Raw genomic sequence first — 20907 nt, 5'->3', positions numbered from 1 at the left:
CCGCTAGGCGCCGACGGCGACCGCCGAGCGGCGGTCGGCCGCGGCCGTGACCGCGGTGCCCGCGAGCGCGAGCAGCACCCCGGGTACGCAGGCGAGGAGCCCGACCCAGGTGGGTGCGAGGTATCCCCAGCCCGCGGCGATGACGGCGCCCCCGAGGAACGCACCGAGGGCGTTCCCGATGTTCAGGGCGGAGTGGTTGACGGCGGCCGCGAGCGTCTGGCTGTCGCCCGCGACATCCATGAGGCGCGTCTGGATCGTCGGGGACAGCGCCGAGGCCGCCGCACCGACGCCGAACAGGAAGACGAAGAGCCCGACCGGCCACGGCGCGGTCAGGGCGAGACCGAGCAGCATCGCCGCGAAGACGCCGAAGCTCGCGAACAGTGCGCGCAGCACGCCGCGATCGGCCGCCCACCCTCCGATGAGGTTGCCGAGCGTCATCCCGAGACCGAGGGTGACGAGGGCCCAGGGCACCGCCGACTCGGGCAGCCCGGTGACCTCGGTGGCGAGCGGCGCGACGTAGCTGTAGACCGCGAAGAAACCCGCGAACCCCACCGAGCCCGTCAGCAGGGCGAACCAGACGGCGGGCCGCCGGAACGCCCCCAGCTCGCGCCGCGCGGTCGCCTGCGGATCACCGGGTTGCCAGGGCACGGTGAGCGCGATCGCCGCGACCGAGAGCGCGAAGATGGCCGCGACCGCGAGGTAGGCGACCCGCCACCCCGACTGCTGCCCGAGGAAGGTGATGAGCGGCACGCCGACTACGTTGGCGACCGTGAGCCCCGAGAGCACGAGCGCCACGCCCTGCCCCCGCTTCCCCGGACCCATGAGCGACGCGGCCACGAGCGCCGCGATGCCGAAGTACGCGCCGTGCGGCAGGGCCGCGAGGAAGCGGAACAGCACGACGAGCGGGAAGCTCGGCGCGAGCGCGGACGCCACGGTGCCGATCGTGAACGCGACCACCAGCCCGAGCAGGATGCGGCGCCGCGGAAGTCGGGCGGCGAACACGGCGATCGTCGGCGCCCCCACGACCACCCCGAGCGCGTAAGCCGCGATCACGACGCCCGCCTGGGCGATCGCGTCGTCCGGCGCCTGGCTCCAGGTCGACGGCAGCAGGTCGCGCGCGATCTGCGGGAGCAGCCCCATGGCGACGAACTCGGTCGCGCCGATGCCGAACCCGCCGAGGGCGAGGGCGAGCAGCGCCAGCCGGGTGCGGGCGGGTGACAGCGGTGCGGCGTCGGGGGTGCTCACGTGAGCTCTGGCTCCGTTCGGATCGCATCCACGAGGGCGACGAGGGCCCAGGCGAACAGTGCGAGGTAGAGGACGTTGCGCGCGGTGAGCGCGACGAGGAGAACCGGATCGAGGCTCAGAAGCTTCCCGTACCAGTAGGGATAGACCACCTGGGTGAGCCCGGCGATGAGCAGCGCGAGGACCGCCGGCACCCGGAACGAGGGTCCGCCCTCGAGTCGCGCCGCCACGAGCCCGAAGATCACGGGGACCGCGAGCCAACCCGCGAACTGCGGCGAACCGACCTTGTTGAACGCGATGAGGGCGACGGTGAGCGCCAGCAGCAGCGGGGGCAGCAGGCGCGCGGACGGGTGCCCACGGCGCGCGCCGACGATCCCCAGCACCACGACCGCGCCGACGGCGAGCGCGAGCAGCGGGGTCGACAGCGACGCGGCGAGCTCGGTCCCCGGCCCCTGGAGCTGGTAGGTCAGGATCTGCCGGTCGTAGTAGACGGAGGTGCCGGCGTGCGCCCAGGCCGCCCACATCGCGGGGACGGCCAGCACCGATTCGATCTGCAGACCCCGTCCCGACTGCTCCGTGACGAAGCTGACGAGGCTCGCACCGCCGCCGAGGATCAGACCGACGGCCAGCACCACCGCCGAGGTCGCGGCTGCGGATGCCAGGACGGTCAGGCGGCTGCGGAGGGCGATGACCGCACCCGCGACGAGCGCGGCGGGCCAGACCTTGATCCACGCGGCCGCCGTCAGCAGCACGGCCCCGAGCGCGGGCCGGCCGACGACGAGCAGCACCCCCACGATCGCGAGGGCCGTCGCGAAGGTGTCGATGCGCCCGAGGACGACGGGGCCGACGGCCGCGAGGAACACGATCCACCACCAGGCCGCGGCCGCCGTCTCGCGGGTCGGTCGCCCGCGATGCAGCAGCACGGCGAACGCCGCGGCATCCGCGATCAGGGCGAGCGTCAGCCAGGTGCTCGCGTAGAAGGTCCAGCCGAACAGCGTGGAGAGGGCCATGGGCACGATCGCGAGCAGCGGGTACACCCAGGAGGTGTCGATCCCGACCCAGATCCCGTCGTCGAACCCGCGGTGCATCCAGTACGCGTAGACGAGGGTGACGTCGCCCATCGGCAGACTCGGCGCGGTGAGGCAGATCAGCCCGAGCACGAGGTGCACGAGCACGAACGCCCCCCAGAGGGTCACCGGATGGGTGAGCAGGGCGCGCGACCGGCGGCGGACGCCGGATTCCCGCACCGCATCCGTCATGTCGCCAGCGTAATCGGGGCGCGTGACCCCGCATGACGCGCCGCCCGGCGCGCGGCTGCCGATTCAGGCGATGATGGGTGACGTCCGTTCCCCCACCACAGCACCCGGAGGCACCGTGTCCCGCATCCGCCCGCGCCTGCTCGCCATCGCAGCGGCGTCCGCACTCGCCCTGAGCCTCGCCGCCTGCGCGAGCACCCCCGACAGCTCCGCGTCCGGCGACGCCGACGAGGGCTACATCACGCCCGGCAAGCTCACGATCGCCACCGGCGAGACCGCCTACTACCCCTACGTCATCGACGACGCCCCGGAGTCGGGCGAGGGCTTCGAGGCGGCCGTCGCCTACGCGGTGGCCGACCAGCTCGGCTTCGCCAAGGACGATGTGGTGTGGGTGCGCACGAGCTTCGAGTCGGCGATCGCGCCCGGCCCGAAGAGCTTCGACTTCAACATCCAGCAGTACACGATCACCGACGAGCGCACGCAGGCCGTCGACTTCTCGTCGCCGTACTACGCGGCGAGCCAGGCCGTCGTGGCCATCCAGGGTGGCAAGGCGGACGGCGTGGACACGCTCGCCGGCCTCAAGGACCTGCTGCTCGGCGCCATGGCGGGCTCGACGAGCGCCACCACCATCGACGAGGCCGTCGCACCGAACGTGGCGCCGCAGCTCTACAACTCGAACGAGGATGCGGTCGCCGCGCTGCAGGCGGGCCAGATCGACGCCCTCGTGCTCGACCTGCCGACGGCGTACTACGCCACCGGGGTCTACATCGAGGACTCGTTCATCGTGGGCGAGCTGCCCGCCGCCGGCGTGCCCGACGAGTGGGGGCTGCTGCTCGCGAAGGACTCGCCGCTGACCGCGAAGGTCACCGCCGCGGTCGACGCGATCCGCGCCGACGGCACGCTCGACGAGATCACCGACGAGTGGCTCGGCTCGGGCCAGGGCGTGACCCTGCTCAAGTGACGACGCGCTAGCGTCACCACGTGACGATTCAACCTCCGGGCTCCGCTCGGCCGGAACCTCACCGGCCGAGCGAGCTCGAATCGGGGCGCCGCGCGTACCGTCGACGGCAGCAGACCCGCTCGGTGCTGATCGCCGCGGCCTCGACGGTCGTGGTCGGCGCGCTCGTCTGGGCGTTCGTCATCAACACCGAGGGGTGGGCGAAGGTCCAGGCGTTCTTCCTCGACCCGGCCATCGCCCTCGCCTCGCTGCCGAAGATCTGGGACGGGTTCCTGCTGAACCTCGAGGTGCTCGCCATCTCGGTCGTCACGGTCGGGGTCGTCGCGCTGCTGATCGCCACCTTCCGCACCCTCCGCGGTCCGGTGTTCTTCCCGCTGCGGGTGATCGCCGCCGCCTACACCGACCTCTTCCGCGGGATGCCGTTCATCATCGTGCTGTACATCGTCGGAATCGGGATCCCGACGATCACGAACACCCGCATCCCGCCGATCGTGCTCGGGGTGATCGCCGTGACGCTCACCTACTCCAGCTACGTCGCCGAGGTGATGCGCGCGGGGATCGAGGCCGTGCACCCCTCGCAGCGTCTCGCCGCCCGTGCGCTCGGACTCGGCTACGTGCAGACGCTCGTGCGGATCGTGCTGCCGCAGGCGATCCGCAAGATCACCCCGCCGCTCATGAACGACTTCGTGGCGATGCAGAAGGATGTCGGGCTCGTCTCGATCCTCGGCGCGGTCGACGCCGTCCGCGCGGCTCAGATCGCCGCGTCGCAGACGTACAACTTCACGCCGTACATCGTGGCCGGGGTGCTGTTCGTACTGCTCGCGATCCCGACCATCCGCCTCACCGACTGGTACTCCGCGCGGCTGCGCGACCGCGAGCAGATGGGGTCGATCGTATGAGCGCCGTGCTGACGGCGAGCGAGCTGTGGAAGACGTTCGGCGAGAAGGAGGTGCTGCGCGGGATCTCGCTCGAACTCGCGACGCACGAGGTGGTCGCCCTGATCGGGCCGAGCGGATCGGGCAAGTCGACGCTGCTGCGCTGCCTGAACCTGCTCGAGCCGATCGACGACGGCCGCATCCTGCTCGGCGAGGAGGACATCTCCGACCCGCGGGTGAAGCCGGATGCCGTCCGGGCGCGCTTCGGGGTGGTCTTCCAGCACTACAACCTGTTCCCGCACCTCTCGGTGCTCGACAACGTCACCCTCGCCTCCCGGGTGGTGCACGGCGTCGCACGGGCGACGGCCGAGGAGCGCGGCACGCGGCTGCTCGAGCGCATCGGGCTCGCCGACAAGGCGCGTGAGCACCCCGACCGCCTGTCGGGCGGGCAGCAGCAGCGCGCCGCGATCGTGCGCGCGATCGCCACCGACCCCGAGGTGCTGCTGCTCGACGAGATCACGAGCGCCCTCGACCCGGAGCTGGTCGGCGAAGTGCTCGACCTGGTGCGCGAGCTGGCGGCCGACGGCGCGACGATCCTCATGGCGACCCACGAGATGGCGTTCGCGCGCGACGTCGCGCACCGGGTGCTGTTCCTCGACGGCGGCGTCGTGGTCGAGGAGGGTCCCGCCGCCGAGCTGTTCGCGGCCCCCCGCGAGGCGCGCACCCGGGAGTTCCTCGCCCGGATGAGCTAGCCCGCGAGCAGCTCCCGCACGACCGCGGGCAGCTCGGCACACAGTCCGAGCACCGTGAACGGAGCGCCGCGGCCGGCGCGCTCGGCGGCGAGGCCGTGCAGCACGGTGGCCGTCGCGGCGAGCGGGGCGGCGCATCCGGGGTCCGCCTCGAGTTCGAGCGCGTGGGTGGCCAGCAGCGCGCCGAGCACCCCGGCGAGCGCGTCGCCGGTGCCGGCGGTCGCGGTCCAGGCGGGCGCCGCGGAGACCTCGAGCAACCCGCCGCCGGGGTCGGCGATGCGCGTGGTGTGGCCTTTGAGCAGCACGACCGCCGAGTAACGCGACGCCGCGTCGAGTGCCGACGCCGCCGGTTCGGCCAGCACCTCGGAGCGGTCGCGGCCGAGCACCCGCGCGAGCTCCCCCGCGTGCGGCACGAGCACGCGGGTGCCCGCCACGCGCTCGACGAACGGGAGCGCGCCCGCGTCGATCACGGTCGGCACGGGATCGGCGAGCGCCCGGTCGCGATGCGCGGCGGTCAGCTCGTCGAGGTCGTCGGGATCCTGGCCGGAGCCCACCACCCAGGCCTGCACGCGGCCCTCGGCGGTGACCGCCTCGGGGCGCCGCTGCAGCACGAGCCGGGTCGGCCTCCCGGCGCCGTGATAGCGCGCCATGCCCACCCCGGTGTGCAGCGCGGCCTCCACACCGATCACCGCCGCACCCGGGTAGCGAGCGGAACCGGTCACGAGACCCACCACACCGCGGGTGTACTTGTCGTCGGCGGGCCCGGGGACGGCGATCCAGCGCGCGGCATCCACCGGCCCGAAGCTCGTGCCCATGCGGCCACGATAGTTTGAATCGGTGAGCATCAGCATCCCCGGTCGTGTCGTCGTCTTCGACTACGGGGAGGTGATCTCGACGCCCCCGGGTGAGGTCGACGCGGGCCTGCTGCCGGAGATCGCGGGAGCCGACCCCGACACGTTCTGGCCCGTGTACGCCCGCTACCGCGACGACCTCGACCAGGGCGTGCTGAGCGTCGTCGACTACTGGCGCCGGATCGCCGACGACCTCGGTGCCAGCTGGGACATCACCACGATCCAGCGGCTGTGGGCGATCGACTTCCGCAGCTGGATCGGCGTCGACCCCGGCACCATGGCCCTCATCGAGGAGCTGCACGCGGGCGGCACCCGCACGGCCCTGCTGTCGAACGCGGGGTTCGACTTCGGCGGACCGTTCCGTTTCTCGCCCATGGCGACGTTGTTCGAGGCCGTCTTCGTGAGCGCCGAGCTCGGGCTGCTGAAGCCCGACGCCGAGATCTACCGTCACGTCGCCGAGGAGCTCGAGATCGAGCTGGACCGGATGGTGTTCATCGACAACAAGGCGGTCAACGTCGAGGGTGCCGCGGCGCTCGGCGTGACCGGGCACGTGTTCACGGGAGCGGAGAGGCTGCGCGCCTTCCTCGAGTCGCTGGCGGAGGTGGCCTGATGCCCGGCCTGTTCGACCCGATCACCCTCCGCAGCACCCCCATCCGCAACCGGCTCTGGGTGGCGCCCATGTGCCAGTACTCCTGTCTGGACCGCGACGGGGTGCCGACCGACTGGCATCTCGTGCACCTCGGCGCACTCGCCCGCGGCGGCGCGGGGCTCGTGATCGCCGAGGCCACCGCCGTCGTGCCGGAGGGGCGCATCTCCCCCGAGGACACGGGCATCTGGTCGGATGAGCAGGAGGCAGCGTGGGCGCGGATCGCGGAGTTCATCCGCGGGCAGGGCGCCGTCGCGGGCATCCAGCTGGCCCACGCGGGTCGCAAGGCGTCGACGTTCTCGCCGTGGGGCGACGCGCGCCACGGCTCGGTTCCCTCGGACGAGGGTGGTTGGCCGACCGTCGCGCCCTCGGCGGTCGCGTTCGAGGGCTACGCCGTCCCTCGCGCGCTCGACGCCGACGAGCTGCCGGGTCTCGTGCGGGCGTTCGCGGATGCCGCGGTGCGGGCGGTGCGGGCCGGTTTCGGCCTGGTGGAGATCCATGCGGCGCACGGCTACCTGCTGCACCAGTTCCTCTCGCCGTTGTCGAATCACCGCACCGACGCCTACGGCGGGCCGCTCGAGAACCGCGCCCGCCTGCTGCTGGAGATCGTGCGCGCGGTCCGCGCCGCCGTCGGCGAGGAGCTGCCCGTCCTGGTGCGCTTCTCCGCGACCGACTGGGCCGACGACGGCTGGGATCCGGAGCAGACCGCGACCGTCGCGGCCTGGGCGCGCGATGCCGGGGCGGACCTGTTCGACATCTCGAGCGGCGGTCTGGTGGCGCACCAGGCGATCCGTCTCGGACCGGGCTATCAGGTGCCGTTCGCCGAGCACATCGGCGACGGTGCCGAGGTGCCGGTGTCGGCGGTCGGCCTCATCACGACCCCGGCGCAGGCGGACGCCGTGGTGCGGGAGGGCCGCGCCGACGCCGTCATGCTCGGCCGCGAGCTGCTGCGCGACCCGCACTTCCCGCTGCGGGCGGCCCACGAGCTGGGCGTCGACCTCGACTACTGGCCCCCGCAGTACCTCCGAGCGAAGCCCCGCCCGTGACTCGGGCGGAGCCGGCGGTGACCACGCTCGCCCCCGGCGGGAGCAGCGCGGCGGATTATCGCCGCGCCTAACGACGGCGGAGCCGAGGCGACCGCGCTCGCCTCGGCGTGAGCCGGCGCCGCGGATTATCGGGCGCCTTAACGACGGCGGAGCCGGGGGTGACCGCGCTCACCCCCGGCGGGAGCCAGCGCGGCGGATTATCGCCGCGCCTTAACGAGCAGTCGCGTCGTGCACTTCGCCGACGAGCTCCTCGATGATGTCTTCGAGGAAGAGCACGCCGCGGGTGGCGCCGTTCTCGTCGAACACCCGTGCCACGTGGCTGCCGGCACGCCGCAGGGTCGCGAGCGCGTCTTCGAGCTCCATCCCGCGGTACAGCGAGATGAGCTGGCGGATGCGCTTGGGCGGCACCGGGTCGTCGAACTCGTCGTCGCGCAGGTCGATGACGTCTTTGAGGTGCACGTAGCCGCTCGGCTCCCCCGCCTCGTCGACGAGCACGTAGCGGCTGAAGCCGTGCTGCGCGACGGCGCCTTCGACGTCTCCCGGGGTCGCGTCTTCCGGCAGGGTGACGAGCGCGTCCATGCCGAGCGCGACATCCGCCACCGTCTTGGTGGTGAACTCGAACGCGTTGCTGAGCGTGCCCGTGGAGTCGGTGAGCACCCCTTCGCGCGTCGAGGTGCGCACGATGAGCTCCACCTCTTCGACGGTGAAGGCGCTCGTCGCCTCGTTCTTCGGCTGCACCCGGAACAGCAGCAGCACGCCGTTGGCGGTGGCGTTGAGGGCGCGGATGACGGGGCGGAAGATGGTCGCGATCGCCACGAGCGGTGTGGCGAGGATGAGCACCGAGCGGTCGGGCACCGAGAACGAGAGGTTCTTCGGCACCATCTCGCCGAACACGACGTGCAGGAACGACACGAGCACGAGCGTCACGATGAACGCGACGGTGCCGGAGACGGCCTCGGGCCAGCCGAAGGCACCGAACGGCACCTCGAGGAGGTGGTGGATGGCGGGTTCGGAGACGTTGAGGATGAGCAGCGAGCACACGGTGATGCCGAGCTGGCTGGTCGCGAGCATCAGGGTGGCGTGCTCCATCGCCCAGAGCGCGGTCTTGGCGGCGCGCGATCCGGCCTCCGCCCGCGGTTCGATCTGCGAGCGACGCGCCGAGATGACGGCGAACTCGGCGCCCACGAAGAAGGCGTTGACCACGAGCAGGATCACGAGCCAGGCGATCCCCCACCAGTCGGAGGCGTTCATCGCTGCTCCTCCGGCTCGGCGGGGTGCGGGGTGAAGCGCACGCGGTCGATGCGTCGTCCGTCCATCCGCTCCACGCGGAAGGTGCCGGCGCCGACCTCGACGGTGTCACCGGCGGTGGGGATGCGCCCCAGCTCGCTCATGAGGAAGCCGGCGACGGTCTCGTAGGGCCCGTCTTCGGGCACGGTGACACCGGCGCGTTCCAGCAGCTCGTCGGGACGCAGCGCACCGGGGAAGGTCAGCCAGTCGCGGCTGCGGACGACGTCGGCGCGGGAGCGGTCGTGCTCGTCGGACACCTCGCCGACGAGCTCCTCGACGAGGTCTTCGAGGGTGGCGACTCCCGCCGTGCCGCCGTACTCGTCGACGACCACGGCGATCTGGTAGCTGCGGCCGCGCAGCTCGCCGAGCAGCACATCCAGCTTCATCGTCTCGGGCACGCGCAGCGCATCGGATTGCAGGGCCGACACCGGCACCTTCCCGCGGCGCTCGCGCGGCACGGCGACCGCCTGCTTGAGGTGCACGATCCCGACGATGTCGTCGGGTCCTTCGTCTGTCACCGGGAAGCGGGAGTAGCCGGTGCGGCGTGCGAGGGCGATCACGGCCTCCGCGGTGTCGGTGCGCTCGACGGCCGCGAGCCGCGGGCGTGGGGTCATGACGTCGGCTGCGGTGTGCTCCGAGAACGCGAGGGTGCGCGAGAGCAGGGTCGCGGTGTCGCGGTCGAGGGCGCCTTCGCTCGCCGAGCGGCGCACCAGGCTCTTGAGCTCGTCGGCGGTGCGGGCGGAGCTCAGCTCCTCCTTCGGCTCGATGCCGATCCCCCGCAGCACCGCGTTGGCGGTGCCGTTGAGCAGGGCGACGAACGGTTTGAACACGGTCGTGAAGACGAGCTGGAACGGGATGACGAGCTTCGCCGTCTGCCGGGGGAGGGCCATGGCGAAGTTCTTCGGAACGAGTTCGCCGATGATCATCGACAACAGGGTCGCGACGGCGACCGCGACGATCGTCGCCGTGACCCGCGACGTGGTCTCGCCCAGCCCCCACGCCTCGAACAGCGGCCGCAGCCATCCGCTGAACGCCGGCTCGAGGGTGAAGCCCGCGAGCAGCGTCGTGAGGGTGATGCCGAGCTGCGCGGCGGAGAGGTGCGTCGAGGTGACCTTGAGCGCCCGGATGGTCGGGCCGAGCATGGTCTCGCCCTTGGTCTGGCGGTCCTCGAGGTCGTGGCGGTCGAGGTTGACGAGCGCGAACTCGCTCGCCACGAAGAAGCCGGTTCCGACCGTGAGGACGACACCCGCGATGAGACCCCACCATTCGGCGCTCATCGGGCATCACCCCTCGCGGTGGTCACCGGCGCGGGTCTGTGGGTTGGCTCTGACGTCGAAGACGGAGGGTCATCCATGATCGGGCAAGACTACCGTGCCGCCGACCCGTGAGGCTGGGCGATCGCCGGGGCGTTCACCTATCCCGCCCCGCTCATCCCTCCCTCGCGGTAGGTTTCGCCAAACACAGATACCACGAGACCGGGAGGTCCTTTGTCGAATGAGGACACACCACCTCCACACTTCGACCTTGCCCTAGGCTGCCCCGCATGAAGACGAGCGATGCGCTCTCGGATCTCGAAGGCTACGCCGGAGGAAGATCGCGTCTGTCCGCCCTCGAATTGCCCGAAACCCTCGAACTCTTGTGCCGTTGGTACGCCGATGAGCGCGCGGACGACGCGCTGGCAATCACCGATGACGGTGACGGGCTCTTGGTCGAGTGGGGAACGTTCGCATTCGACGGCACTCCGTGGCAGTTCTCGGTGACCCGCCAGTTCACAATCTGGGAAGACGACAGCGACGAGGACGTGGAGCTATGGCAGCTCGCGATCACGTTCATCTTCGCGTCGACATCGACGAACGAAACGCTCACCGACTCGCGCTGGTGCTTCGATCCAGATGATGTGGTGGCGTTCGCAGACTCTGTGCGCACTGGCCCCGCGTGGACAGCCGCCACCGGCGACCGGGCGCTCGCCTCCGAAATCGACTACGAGCAGGTCTGACGAGCCTCGGCTCGGCGGTCACCAGCTGACCGGGAGCGCCTTGCCCTCCTCGTAGCCGGCGGCCGACTGGAAGCCGACGACGGCGCGCTCGTGGAAGTCGGCGAGGGATGCCGCCCCCGCGTAGGTGAAGGAGCTGCGCACCCCCGAGGTGATCATGTCGAGCAGGTCCTCGAGCGAGGGGCGGTTCGGGTCGAGGTAGATCTTCGAGCTCGAGATCCCCTCGGCGAACAGCTCCTTGCGCGCGAGCTCGTAGGGGTCGAGGCGTCCGAAGCGCTCCTGCACCGCCTTCGTGGAGGCCATGCCCCAGCTCTCCTTGTAGAGGCGCCCCGCGTCATCCGCCTCGAGCCGCCCCGGCGCCTCGATGGTGCCGGCGAACCAGGAGCCGATCATCACGGATGCCGCCCCCGCCGCGAGCGCGAGCGCCACGTCGCGCGGGTAGCGCACACCGCCGTCCGCCCACACGTGGGCGCCCAGTTCGCGGGCCGCATCGGCCGTCTCGAGCACGGCCGAGAACTGCGGACGCCCGACCGCCGTCATCATGCGGGTCGTGCACATGGCGCCCGGGCCGACGCCGACCTTGAGGATCGAGGCGCCCGCCTCGACGAGGTCGCGCACGCCGTCCGCGGTGACGACGTTGCCGGCGACGATCGGCAGCCCCAAGCCGAGACCGGAGATCGTCCGCAGGGCCCCGAGCATGCCCTCCTGGTGTCCGTGGGCGGTGTCGACGACGAGCACGTCGACGCCGGCCTCGGCGAGGGCACGCGCCTTCGCCGCCACGTCGCCGTTGATGCCGACCGCGGCGGCGACCCGCAGCCGACCGTCGGCGTCGACCGCGGGGGCGTAGATGGTCGAGCGCAGGGCGCTTCGCCTCGTCACCGACCCCACGAGGCGACCGTGATGACGCACGAGCGCCACCTCGACGCCCGCATCCACGAGCAGGTCGAAGGCGGCGCGCGGCCCGTCCAGGTCGTCCGCGTCGAACGAGGCGACGCCGCCGTGCACGAGGTCGCCGAGGCGCGCGTCGGGCAGCGCCGTGCCGAGCCGGGACGCGGGAACGCACCCGGCCTCCCCGCCGTCCGCATCCCGCAGCACCACGACGCCCGCCGCGATCGCGGGCACGATCCGCAGCGCGTCGGCGACGGTCGCGTCGGCGGAGAGCTCGATCGGCGCGTCCCAGCCCACCGGCTGCTCCTTGACGCGCCGGATCGCGGCGTCGAGCTCCTGCAGCGGCAGGTCCTGCGGCAGCACCCCGAGGCCACCGCGCCGTGCGAGGGTCGCGGCGAGCCGCGGACCGGTGACCGAGTTCATGTTGGCCGACACGATCGGGATGGTCGCCCCGGTCCCGTCGGTCGTCGCGAGGTCGACGGCGAGGCGGCTGGCGACGCCCGATCGGCTCGGCACCAGGAAGACATCCGAATAGGTGAGATCGTGGGCCGGCACCTGTCCCGTGAAGCGCATGGTCCAACGGTAGGACCTGCGCGCCGCCCCTGCATTTCCCGAGGCTGTGAGGTTTCCCGAACAACGGGAGGAACGTCAACGAGACGCGGCCCTGCACGTTACGCTTGACGGTGGTGTGACCAGCGGGGATCGCCCGGATCCCTGGCACCGGCGAGTAGTGAGAGTGGGCGGTCGGCTGTGTCCAACCCCGTCACCGGAGTGACGCCCGAGGAGAGCGCCTCGGGAGAGTTCGGAGCCAATGAGTGGCTCGTCGACGAGATGTACGAGCGGTACCTCGTCGACAAGGAGTCGGTCGACCGCAGTTGGTGGCCGATCCTCGAGTCGTACCGCCCCGTCGACGACCCGACGCCCACCCAGGCGATCCCGGTCGTGACCCCGGATGCGGCCCCCGCACCCGAGCAGGCCGCGCCCGCCGCCGAGTTGCCCGCGCGCGCCGCGGAGGCGCCCGCGCCCCCCGCCGCCCCGGCACCCGCGGCGTCCCAGCCCGCGCCCGCCGCGTCGGAGGCGAACCCGCCGACCACCCCGATCGCCCGCACCACCTCGGCACCCGCGAAGCCGCAGCCGATCCCCGCCGAGGCGCCGACCACCGCCTCGACGCCGGTCGTGTCGGAGTCGGCCGAGCCGGAGGAGACGGTCACCGTCCTCAGGGGCATGGCGAAGACGCTGTCCACCAACATGGACCAGAGCCTCAGCGTGCCCACCGCGACCAGCGTGCGCACGGTGCCGGCGAAGCTCATGATCGACAACCGCATCGTGATCAACAACCACCTGCGCCGCGCGCGCGGCGGGAAGGTCTCGTTCACCCACCTCATCGCGTGGGCCATGGTGCAGACCCTCAAGGAGTTCCCGAGCCAGAACGTGTTCTACCGCGAGGACGAGGGCAAGCCCACCGTCGTCGCCCCGGCGCACGTCACCCTCGGCATCGCGATCGACCTCCCGAAGCCCGACGGCACGCGTTCGCTGCTCGTGCCCGGCATCAAGCGCGCCGACACGATGAACTTCGCCGAGTTCCTCACCGCCTACGAGGACGTGGTGGCCCGCGCCCGCGGCAACAAGCTCACCGCCGCCGACTTCCAGGGCGTGACGATCTCGCTCACCAACCCGGGCGGCATCGGCACCGAGCACTCGGTGCCGCGCCTCATGCGCGGTCAGGGCTCGATCATCGGCGCCGGCGCGCTCGAGTACCCCGCCGCCTTCCAGGGTTCCTCGCCGAAGACCCTCGTCGAGATGGGCATCGGCAAGACCATCACCCTCACCAGCACCTACGACCACCGCGTCATCCAGGGCGCCGGCTCGGGCGAGTTCCTCAAGAAGGTGCACGAGCTGCTCATCGGCGAGCGCCACTTCTACGAGGACATCTTCGCGGCGCTGCGCATCCCCTACGACCCGATCCACTGGGCCGAGGACATCAACGTCGACCTCTCGGAGCGCATCTCGAAGACGAGCCGCGTCCAGGAGCTCATCAACTCCTTCCGCGTGCGCGGCCACCTGATGGCCGACGTCGACCCGCTCGAGTACCGTCAGCGCTCGCACCCCGACCTCGACATCGCGAGCCACGGCCTCACCTTCTGGGACCTCGACCGCGAGTTCGTCACGGGCGGCTTCGGCGGCAAGCGCCAGGCCCTGCTGCGCGACATCCTGGGCGTGCTGCGCGACTCGTACTGCCGCACCGTCGGCGTCGAGTACATGCACATCCAGGACCCGGATCAGCGCGCCTGGTTCCAGGAGCGGCTCGAGCAGAAGTACGAGAAGCCCTCGCACGACGAGCAGCTGCGCATCATGGGCAAGCTCAACGAGGCCGAGGCCTTCGAGACCTTCCTGCAGACCAAGTACGTCGGCCAGAAGCGCTTCAGCCTCGAGGGCGGCGAGTCGACCATCGCCCTGCTCGACGAGATCCTGCAGGGCGCGGCCGAGGCGGGCCTCGACGAGGTCGCGATCGGCATGGCGCACCGCGGCCGCCTCAACGTGCTCACCAACATCGCCGGCAAGACCTACGGCCAGGTGTTCCGCGAGTTCGAGGGCACCCAGGACCCGAAGTCGGTGCAGGGTTCCGGCGACGTCAAGTACCACCTCGGCACCGAGGGCACCTTCACGGCCATGAGCGGCAAGGAGGTGCCGGTCTACCTCGCCGCGAACCCCTCGCACCTCGAGGCGGTCAACGGCGTGCTCGAGGGCATCGTGCGCGCCAAGCAGGACCGCAAGGCCGACGGCCAGTTCGCCACGCTGCCGATCCTCGTGCACGGCGACGCCTCGATGGCCGGCCAGGGCGTGGTCGTCGAGACGCTCCAGATGTCGCAGCTGCGCGCCTACAAGACGGGCGGCACCATCCATCTGGTCATCAACAACCAGGTCGGGTTCACGACGACCCCGCAGGACGGTCGCAGCTCGGTCTACTCGACGGATGTCGCCAAGACCATCCAGGCGCCGATCTTCCACGTGAACGGCGACGACCCGGAGGCCGTGGTGCGCGTCGCGGAGCACGCCTTCGCGTACCGCCAGAAGTTCAAGCGCGACGTCGTCATCGACCTCGTCTGCTACCGCCGTCGCGGGCACAACGAGGGTGACGACCCCTCGATGACCCAGCCGCTGATGTACAACCTCATCGAGGCCAAGCGCAGCGTCCGCACCCTCTACACCGAGGCGCTCGTGGGACGCGGCGACATCACGCAGGAGGAGTTCGAGGAGGCGCAGAAGGACTTCCAGGAGCGCCTGGAGCGCGCCTTCGCCGAGACGCACGCGGCCCAGACCGGCTCGATCCCGGTCGTGTCGAACGACCAGAAGCCGGTCGCCGACCTCGAGCGGCCTGTCGCGCAGCAGCGCGAGGACGCGGCCGCGGGCGAGCCCGCCTCGACCGCGGTCGACCTCGGAGTCGTGGAGCTGGTCGGCGACGCGCACGACAACCCGCCCGCCGGGTTCACCGTGCACCCGAAGCTGCAGCAGCTGCTCAAGAAGCGTTTCGACATGAGCCGCAACGGCTCCATCGACTGGGGCTTCGGCGAGCTCATCGCGCTCGGTTCGCTGCTGCTCGAGGGCACCCCCGTGCGCCTCGTCGGGCAGGACGCCCGCCGCGGCACCTTCGTCTCCCGGCACGCGGTCTTCCACGACCGTGAGAACGGCCAGGAGTGGCTGCCGCTCGGCAACCTCTCCGACTCCCAGGCGCGGCTCGCGATCTACGACTCGCTGCTGTCGGAGTACGCGGCCCTCGCGTTCGAGTACGGCTACTCGGTCGAGCGCCCGGACGCGCTGGTGCTGTGGGAGGCGCAGTTCGGCGACTTCGCGAACGGCGCCCAGACCGTCATCGACGAGTTCGTGTCGTCGGCCGAGCAGAAGTGGGGTCAGCGCTCGAGCGTCGTCATGCTGCTCCCCCACGGCTACGAAGGTCAGGGGCCCGACCACTCGTCGGCCCGCATCGAGCGCTACCTGCAGCTCGCCGCCGAGAACAACATGACGATCGCACGCCCGTCGACGCCCGCGTCGTACTTCCACCTGCTGCGCCGCCAGGCCTACGCCCGTCCGCGACGACCGCTCATCGTCTTCACGCCGAAGTCGATGCTGCGCCTGCGGGGCGCCACGAGCGAGGTCGCCGACTTCACGCAGGGCAAGTTCGAGCCCGTGCTCGACGACGCCCGCATCCAGGACCCGTCGACCGTGAAGCGCGTGCTGCTGCACTCGGGCAAGATCCACTACGACCTGCTGAACGAGCTGGAGAAGCGCGGCGACGCCGGAGCCTTCGCCCTCGTGCGCCTCGAACAGTTCGCCCCGCTGCCGACCGAGCAGCTGCTGGCGGTGCTCGACAGGTACCGCGACGCGGAGCTCATGTGGGTGCAGGACGAGCCCGAGAACCAGGGCGCGTGGCCGTTCCTGTCGTTCGAGCTCGCACCGCAGCTCGGCGACCGCGTCCTGCACGTGTCGTCGCGCGCCGCGTCCGCCTCCCCCGCGACGGGCTCGTCGAAGCGCAGCTCGGCCGAGCAGGCCGCCCTCATCGCGAAGGCGCTCGAACTCTAGACGGCGGTCTCGAGACGCGTCGCGCTGCGCTCTTCGACCACCTGAGTCGCGTCCATTCGTGGGACGAGCGAAGGAGGGGTGGCGGCGCGGTTCCGCGACGCTGGCATCGGGACTGGCGGGAGCGCGCCGACGCGAAGCGGCGGCACGCGGGGGCATGCGTCGCGGAACCGCGCCGACTCCCCTCCGAAGCGTCGAGAGGCTACGACCCGAGGGAGGCGAGGATCGAGGCGCGGAGCTCCTCGGGGGCCTTCTCCTGGCAGGCGCGCTGCACCTTCTGGGTGAGCGTCAACCCCACGAGGTGCTCGGAGGAGCAGTCGACGCAGCCGTCGAGGTGCTCCTGGACGTCGCGGAGGTCCTGTTCCGACAGCTCGCGGTGCAGGAACTCCTCGAGCTCGGCCTTGGCCTTGTCACAGCCGCAATCGGTCATCTCGTGCTCCCGGATGGTGTGTCCGCGACGGTGTACCCACGCTCGCGGGCGTATTCGGCGAGGCGCTCGCGAAGCAGGCGGCGTCCGCGGTGGAGTCGGCTCATGACGGTGCCGACGGGGGTCTTCATGATGTCCGCGATCTCCTGGTAGGAGAAGCCTTCGACGTCGGCGAGGTAGACGGCGAGGCGGAAGTCCTCGGGGATCGACTGCAGGGCCTCTTTGACGTCGCTGTCGGGGAGGTGGTCGATCGCCTCGGCCTCGGCGGACCGGGTGGTGCGCCCCTGGGTGAGGGATTCGGCCGATCCCAGCTGCCAGTCCTCGAGGTCGTCGAGGGTGCCCTGGTAGGGGCTGCGCTGGTTCTTGCGGTAGCTGTTGATGTAGGTGTTCGTGAGGATGCGGTACAGCCACGCCTTGAGGTTGGTGCCCTGCTCGAACCCGGCGAACGCCGCGAACGCCTTCGTGTAGGTCTCCTGCACGAGGTCGCCGGCGTCGGCGGGGTTGCGGGTCATCCGCATGGCCGCGGCGTAGAGCTGGTCCATGAACGGGATCGCCTGCTCGGCGAACAGCCCCCGCAACTCGTCGGAGGTGGGCTTCGGGCGCGCACTGTCAGCCATCGGCGTCGAGTCTATGCCGAGCGCACCTGTGCGTCCGGTCATCGTGGGTACGTCCAGCACCAGCACGCTCGCTCCTCCCTGCCCCGTGGCGGGCACTACTCTTGTCAACCGATGGGCGTTCTGCGGTATTCCGGTCGTGAGGAGTCGATCCTCGGGCTCGCGGCGCGGGCGGAGGAGACGGATCCGCTGATCGTGGGCGCCCTGGCACCTCCCGTGCCGACGGGTCCCTGGGCGGCGCCGCTCGCCGACGGTCCGCTGTCGGCCCGTCTGACGCTCCCCGGCTCGAAGAGCCTCACCAACCGCGAGCTCGTGCTGGCGGCCCTCGCCGACGGGCCCTCGACGCTGCGACGTCCCCTCCACTCGCGCGACACGGCGCTCATGGTGGAGGGCCTGCGCAATCTGGGTGTCGACGTCGTCGAGGTGCCGGGCGACGGCGACTTCGGCCCCGACCTGCGGATCACCCCGGGCGAGCTGCTGGGCGGCACGATCGACGGCGGCCTCGCCGGCACGGTGCTGCGGTTCCTGCCGATCGTGGCAGCCCTCGCATCCGGTCCGAGCAACGTCGACGGCGACCCCTACGCCCGCAAGCGCCCGATGCGCACGACGATCGACGCCCTGCGCGGTCTCGGCGTGGAGGTGAACGACGACGGACACGGCACGATGCCGTTCACCGTCCACGGCACGGGCGAGGTGCGCGGCGGCGAGCTCGCGATCGACGCCTCCGCCTCGAGCCAGTTCGTGTCGGGTCTGCTGCTCGCGGCTGCGCGGTTCACGGAGGGGCTGACGCTCCGGCACACCGGGGAGCGGCTGCCCAGCATGCCCCACATCCGCATGACGATCGAGTGCCTGGCCGGTCACGGCGTGCACGTCGACGAGCCGGAGCCGGGCGTGTGGGTGGTCGCACCGCAGCCGATCCGTGCGCGTGAGGTGACGATCGAACCCGATCTCTCGAACGCCGGCCCGTTCCTCGGCGCCGCGCTGCTCGCGGGCGGGACGGTGACCGTCGGCGGCTGGCCCGCGTCGACCACCCAGGTGGGTGACGAGTTCCTGCGGATCCTGCCGTTGCTCGGTGCCGGGGTGACGCGCTCGGGCGACGAGGTGACCGTCGACGGCGGAGCGGGCGTCCTCGGCGGCACGCCGCTGCACGCCGCGGACCTCGACCTCACGATCGGCGGCGAGCTCGCCCCGACGATCGCCACCCTGCTGGCCTTCGCCGACGGTCCGAGCACGATCACGGGCATCGGGCACCTGCGCGGTCACGAGACCGATCGGCTGACGGCGCTGGCCACCGAGATCGGACGCCTGGGCGGCGAGGTCGCCGAGCTCGACGAGGGTCTCGAGATCACCCCGCGGGCGCTGCACGGCGGCGCGTGGGAGGCGTACGCCGACCACCGCATGGCGACATCGGGTGCGCTCGCCGGGCTGGTCGTGCCCGAGGTGACCGTCGACGACATCGGCACGACCGCGAAGACGCTGCCGGAGTTCCCGGAGCTCTGGACCCGGATGCTGGGCCGCGACCGCACCGCCACCCGCTGGGAGCCGCTGCCGCTGTGAGGCCGGGACGGTGAGCTGGCTCAGCGACGACGACGAACCGGAGGGCTTCGACGCCTGGGACGAGTCGGATGTGCGCGTGCGCCCGAACCCGAAGGGCAACCGACCGCGCACCAAGACGCGTCCGACCCACGACGACGCCGTCGAGGGGCGCGTGCTGTCGGTCGACCGCGGGCGGTACAGCGTGCTGGTCGACGCGGACTCCCCCGCCGAGCACGCCGCGACCGCCACCCGCGCGCGCGAACTGCGCGACCAGGCGATCGTGACGGGCGACCGGGTCGATCTCGTCGGCGATGCGAGCGGCGACGAGGGCACGCTCGCGCGCATCGTGCGGGTGCGCCCGCGTACGACACTGCTGCGCCGCAGCGCCGACGACACGGACGCGGTGGAGCGGGTGATCGTGGCCAACGCCGACCAGCTGCTCATCGTCGTGGCCGCCGCCAACCCCGAACCCCGTCCCCGTCTCGTCGACCGCTACCTCGTCGCCGCCTACGACGCCGGCATCCAGCCGCTCATGGTCGTCACCAAGACCGACCTGGCCGACCCGGAGCCGTTCCTCGCCAACTTCACGGCCCTCGACATCCCCGTCGTGCGCAGCGCCCCGGGCGCCTGGCCGGTCGACGAGCTGGCGCCGCTGCTCGCGCACCACACGACGGTCGCCGTCGGCCACTCGGGGGTGGGCAAGTCGACCCTCGTGAACGCCCTCGTCCCGGGTACCGACCGCGCCGTCGGCGTGGTGAACGCCGTGACGGGACGCGGGCGGCACACCTCCTCGTCGACCCTGTCGCTGCGGGTGCCGAGCGGCGGGTGGATCATCGACACCCCGGGCGTGCGCTCGTTCGGCCTCGGCCACGTCGACCCGGCGAACATCCTGCGCGGCTTCCCGGACCTGGCCGCGGTCGCCGAGGATTGCCCGCGCGGGTGCACCCACCTCGCCGACGCCCCGGACTGCGCGCTCGACGACGCCCTGGAGCGCGGCGAGCTCGACCCCGCCCGCGTCGACTCGCTGCGCCGCCTGCTGTCCTCGCTAGGCTCGACCACGTGAGCGACTCCCCCGCGTACGCGATCGCCGACGACCTCGCCGTCGCCCTGACCCTCGCCGCCGAGGCCGACCTCATCGCGATGGACCGCTATCGCTCGCAGGATCTCGGCATCCAGCTGAAGGCCGACAAGTCGATCGTGACGGATGCCGACACCCGGGTCGAGCGGATGATCCGCGACCATCTGGCCGAGGCCCGCCCGCACGACGCGGTGCTCGGCGAGGAGTTCGGCGACGACGGCGACTCCCGGCGGCGGTGGATCGTCGACCCGATCGACGGCACGAGCAACTTCGCGCGCGGCGTGCCCATCTGGGGCGCCCTCATCGCCCTGGTCGTCGACGGCGCGCCGGTGGTCGGCGTCGTGAGCGCGCCCGCCCTGGGCCGCAGGTGGTGGGGCGCCACGGGGCACGGGGCGTGGCTGCAGCAGGACGGCGGGACGGCGCATCGCATCCGGGTCAGCGCGGTCGACCGTCTCGAGGAGGCGACGCTCAGCTACAACAACCTGCAGACCTGGGACCAGTACGGATACCTCGACCGCCTCGTGGCCCTGTCGCGGGCCGTCGGGCGCACCCGCGCCTTCGGCGACCTGTGGTCGTACATGCTGCTCGCCGAGGGCGCGATCGACATCGCCGGCGAGTTCGACGTGAAGCCGTGGGACATCGCGGCGCTCGTTCCGATCGTGACCGAGGCGGGGGGCCGGGTGTCGACCGTGCGCGGAATCGACGCCCTCGACGAGCTCAGCGTGCTCGCGACGAACGGCCCCCTGCACGACGAGGTGCTCGCACGATTGGCATGACAGCGTTCACATCGTGAAGTGAATGCAGCCTCTCGCGCCGCGGCCGCATCGCGCACCATCCCCCGTGATTCCTGGGCTGTTACCGAATAGTTACCGAATATCGGCCGCGC

Annotated in this window: 18 protein-coding genes; 10 read left to right on the top strand and 8 right to left on the bottom strand. The window is 71.5% G+C overall.

Going from position 1 to position 20907, the window contains the following annotated elements; translation table 11 throughout:
- Positions 1-3: 3 nt before the first annotated feature.
- Together NUH29_RS13895 and NUH29_RS13890 are read right to left on the bottom strand one after the other, a co-directional pair.
- Positions 4-1245, bottom strand: a complete 1242-nt coding sequence (locus NUH29_RS13895; RefSeq protein ID WP_258799832.1) for an MFS transporter — start codon at positions 1243-1245, stop codon at positions 4-6.
- Positions 1242-2501 (bottom strand): glycosyltransferase 87 family protein, encoded by a 1260-nt coding sequence (locus NUH29_RS13890; protein ID WP_258799831.1) that lies wholly within the window; start codon positions 2499-2501, stop codon positions 1242-1244. The genes NUH29_RS13895 and NUH29_RS13890 overlap by 4 nt, the downstream gene beginning before the upstream one ends.
- A 115-nt stretch (positions 2502-2616) precedes the next feature.
- Here NUH29_RS13890 and NUH29_RS13885 point away from each other — a divergent pair, with 115 nt between their 5' ends.
- Genes NUH29_RS13885 through NUH29_RS13875 form a run of 3 tightly spaced genes read left to right on the top strand, consistent with a single transcriptional unit; the run spans position 2617 to position 5083 of the window.
- A complete protein-coding gene (locus NUH29_RS13885; protein ID WP_258799830.1) occupies positions 2617-3459 on the top strand; it encodes an ABC transporter substrate-binding protein in 843 nt (280 codons plus the stop codon).
- Between the two features lie 20 nt (positions 3460-3479).
- Positions 3480-4355, top strand: a complete 876-nt coding sequence (locus NUH29_RS13880) for an amino acid ABC transporter permease (protein ID WP_258799829.1) — start codon at positions 3480-3482, stop codon at positions 4353-4355.
- The gene (locus tag NUH29_RS13875) at positions 4352-5083 is read left to right on the top strand and encodes an amino acid ABC transporter ATP-binding protein (RefSeq protein ID WP_258799828.1); all 732 of its coding nucleotides are present in this window, start codon (positions 4352-4354) and stop codon (positions 5081-5083) included. The genes NUH29_RS13880 and NUH29_RS13875 overlap by 4 nt, the downstream gene beginning before the upstream one ends.
- On the opposite strand, the gene NUH29_RS13870 is transcribed toward NUH29_RS13875, so the two are convergent.
- Complete coding sequence (locus NUH29_RS13870; protein ID WP_258799827.1) at positions 5080-5895, bottom strand: ADP-dependent NAD(P)H-hydrate dehydratase; 816 nt, start codon at positions 5893-5895, stop codon at positions 5080-5082. The genes NUH29_RS13875 and NUH29_RS13870 overlap by 4 nt on opposite strands.
- Before the next feature lie 22 nt (positions 5896-5917).
- Here NUH29_RS13870 and NUH29_RS13865 point away from each other — a divergent pair, with 22 nt between their 5' ends.
- Together NUH29_RS13865 and NUH29_RS13860 are read left to right on the top strand one after the other, a co-directional pair.
- On the top strand, positions 5918-6541 hold the full coding sequence (locus NUH29_RS13865; protein ID WP_258799826.1) for an HAD family hydrolase: 624 nt from the start codon (positions 5918-5920) through the stop codon (positions 6539-6541).
- The gene (locus NUH29_RS13860; protein ID WP_258799825.1) at positions 6541-7623 is read left to right on the top strand and encodes an NADH:flavin oxidoreductase/NADH oxidase; all 1083 of its coding nucleotides are present in this window, start codon (positions 6541-6543) and stop codon (positions 7621-7623) included. The genes NUH29_RS13865 and NUH29_RS13860 overlap by 1 nt, the downstream gene beginning before the upstream one ends.
- 210 nt (positions 7624-7833) lie before the next feature.
- Here the strand turns inward: NUH29_RS13860 and NUH29_RS13855 are convergent, their stop codons facing one another.
- Positions 7834-8874, bottom strand: coding sequence for a hemolysin family protein (locus NUH29_RS13855; protein ID WP_258799824.1), 1041 nt, complete (start codon positions 8872-8874; stop codon positions 7834-7836).
- Positions 8871-10187: a hemolysin family protein gene (locus tag NUH29_RS13850; protein WP_258799822.1), complete on the bottom strand. Its 1317-nt coding sequence runs from the start codon at positions 10185-10187 to the stop codon at positions 8871-8873. The genes NUH29_RS13855 and NUH29_RS13850 overlap by 4 nt, the downstream gene beginning before the upstream one ends.
- 266 nt (positions 10188-10453) lie before the next feature.
- Between NUH29_RS13850 and NUH29_RS13845 the strand changes: the two genes are divergently transcribed.
- Positions 10454-10906, top strand: a complete 453-nt coding sequence (locus NUH29_RS13845) for a hypothetical protein (protein ID WP_258799820.1) — start codon at positions 10454-10456, stop codon at positions 10904-10906.
- A gap of 18 nt (positions 10907-10924) precedes the next feature.
- Here NUH29_RS13845 and guaB1 read toward each other — a convergent pair whose 3' ends face one another.
- Positions 10925-12364, bottom strand: coding sequence for a GMP reductase (gene guaB1, locus NUH29_RS13840; RefSeq protein ID WP_258799819.1), 1440 nt, complete (start codon positions 12362-12364; stop codon positions 10925-10927).
- A gap of 177 nt (positions 12365-12541) precedes the next feature.
- Here guaB1 and NUH29_RS13835 point away from each other — a divergent pair, with 177 nt between their 5' ends.
- Positions 12542-16369 (top strand): multifunctional oxoglutarate decarboxylase/oxoglutarate dehydrogenase thiamine pyrophosphate-binding subunit/dihydrolipoyllysine-residue succinyltransferase subunit, encoded by a 3828-nt coding sequence (locus NUH29_RS13835; protein WP_258799818.1) that lies wholly within the window; start codon positions 12542-12544, stop codon positions 16367-16369.
- Positions 16370-16568: 199 nt separating this feature from the next.
- Here the strand turns inward: NUH29_RS13835 and NUH29_RS13830 are convergent, their stop codons facing one another.
- Both NUH29_RS13830 and NUH29_RS13825 read right to left on the bottom strand, forming a co-directional pair.
- Entirely contained in the window at positions 16569-16796 is a 228-nt protein-coding gene (locus NUH29_RS13830; RefSeq protein WP_258799817.1) for a zf-HC2 domain-containing protein, read from the bottom strand.
- Positions 16793-17410, bottom strand: a complete 618-nt coding sequence (locus tag NUH29_RS13825; RefSeq protein ID WP_258799816.1) for a sigma-70 family RNA polymerase sigma factor — start codon at positions 17408-17410, stop codon at positions 16793-16795. Before NUH29_RS13825 ends, NUH29_RS13830 begins: the two co-directional genes overlap by 4 nt.
- Before the next feature lie 111 nt (positions 17411-17521).
- On the opposite strand from NUH29_RS13825, the gene aroA reads away from it, so the two are divergent.
- Genes aroA through NUH29_RS13810 form a run of 3 tightly spaced genes read left to right on the top strand, consistent with a single transcriptional unit; the run spans position 17522 to position 20797 of the window.
- The gene (gene aroA, locus NUH29_RS13820) at positions 17522-18964 is read left to right on the top strand and encodes a 3-phosphoshikimate 1-carboxyvinyltransferase (RefSeq protein WP_258799815.1); all 1443 of its coding nucleotides are present in this window, start codon (positions 17522-17524) and stop codon (positions 18962-18964) included.
- A gap of 10 nt (positions 18965-18974) precedes the next feature.
- Complete coding sequence (rsgA, locus tag NUH29_RS13815) at positions 18975-20006, top strand: ribosome small subunit-dependent GTPase A (RefSeq protein WP_258799814.1); 1032 nt, start codon at positions 18975-18977, stop codon at positions 20004-20006.
- Entirely contained in the window at positions 20003-20797 is a 795-nt protein-coding gene (locus tag NUH29_RS13810; protein WP_258799813.1) for an inositol monophosphatase family protein, read from the top strand. The genes rsgA and NUH29_RS13810 overlap by 4 nt, the downstream gene beginning before the upstream one ends.
- Positions 20798-20907 lie beyond the last annotated feature (110 nt).

It is taken from the genome of Protaetiibacter mangrovi (assembly GCF_024752305.1).
Lineage (GTDB): Bacteria > Actinomycetota > Actinomycetes > Actinomycetales > Microbacteriaceae > Homoserinibacter > Homoserinibacter mangrovi.
Note: the sequence above shows the minus strand (reverse complement) of the source record. Positions and strands in the feature narration are given on the sequence as shown.

Coding starts and splice junctions, on each gene's coding strand:
- NUH29_RS13890 (WP_258799831.1), bottom strand. CDS start 2,501: ATGACGGATGCGGTGCGGGAATCCGGCGTCCGCCGCCGGTCGCGCGCC.
- NUH29_RS13875 (WP_258799828.1), top strand. CDS start 4,352: ATGAGCGCCGTGCTGACGGCGAGCGAGCTGTGGAAGACGTTCGGCGAG.
- NUH29_RS13870 (WP_258799827.1), bottom strand. CDS start 5,895: ATGGGCACGAGCTTCGGGCCGGTGGATGCCGCGCGCTGGATCGCCGTC.
- NUH29_RS13860 (WP_258799825.1), top strand. CDS start 6,541: ATGCCCGGCCTGTTCGACCCGATCACCCTCCGCAGCACCCCCATCCGC.
- NUH29_RS13855 (WP_258799824.1), bottom strand. CDS start 8,874: ATGAACGCCTCCGACTGGTGGGGGATCGCCTGGCTCGTGATCCTGCTC.
- NUH29_RS13850 (WP_258799822.1), bottom strand. CDS start 10,187: ATGAGCGCCGAATGGTGGGGTCTCATCGCGGGTGTCGTCCTCACGGTC.
- NUH29_RS13845 (WP_258799820.1), top strand. CDS start 10,454: ATGAAGACGAGCGATGCGCTCTCGGATCTCGAAGGCTACGCCGGAGGA.
- guaB1 (WP_258799819.1), bottom strand. CDS start 12,364: ATGCGCTTCACGGGACAGGTGCCGGCCCACGATCTCACCTATTCGGAT.
- NUH29_RS13830 (WP_258799817.1), bottom strand. CDS start 16,796: ATGACCGATTGCGGCTGTGACAAGGCCAAGGCCGAGCTCGAGGAGTTC.
- NUH29_RS13825 (WP_258799816.1), bottom strand. CDS start 17,410: ATGGCTGACAGTGCGCGCCCGAAGCCCACCTCCGACGAGTTGCGGGGG.
- aroA (WP_258799815.1), top strand. CDS start 17,522: ATGGGCGTTCTGCGGTATTCCGGTCGTGAGGAGTCGATCCTCGGGCTC.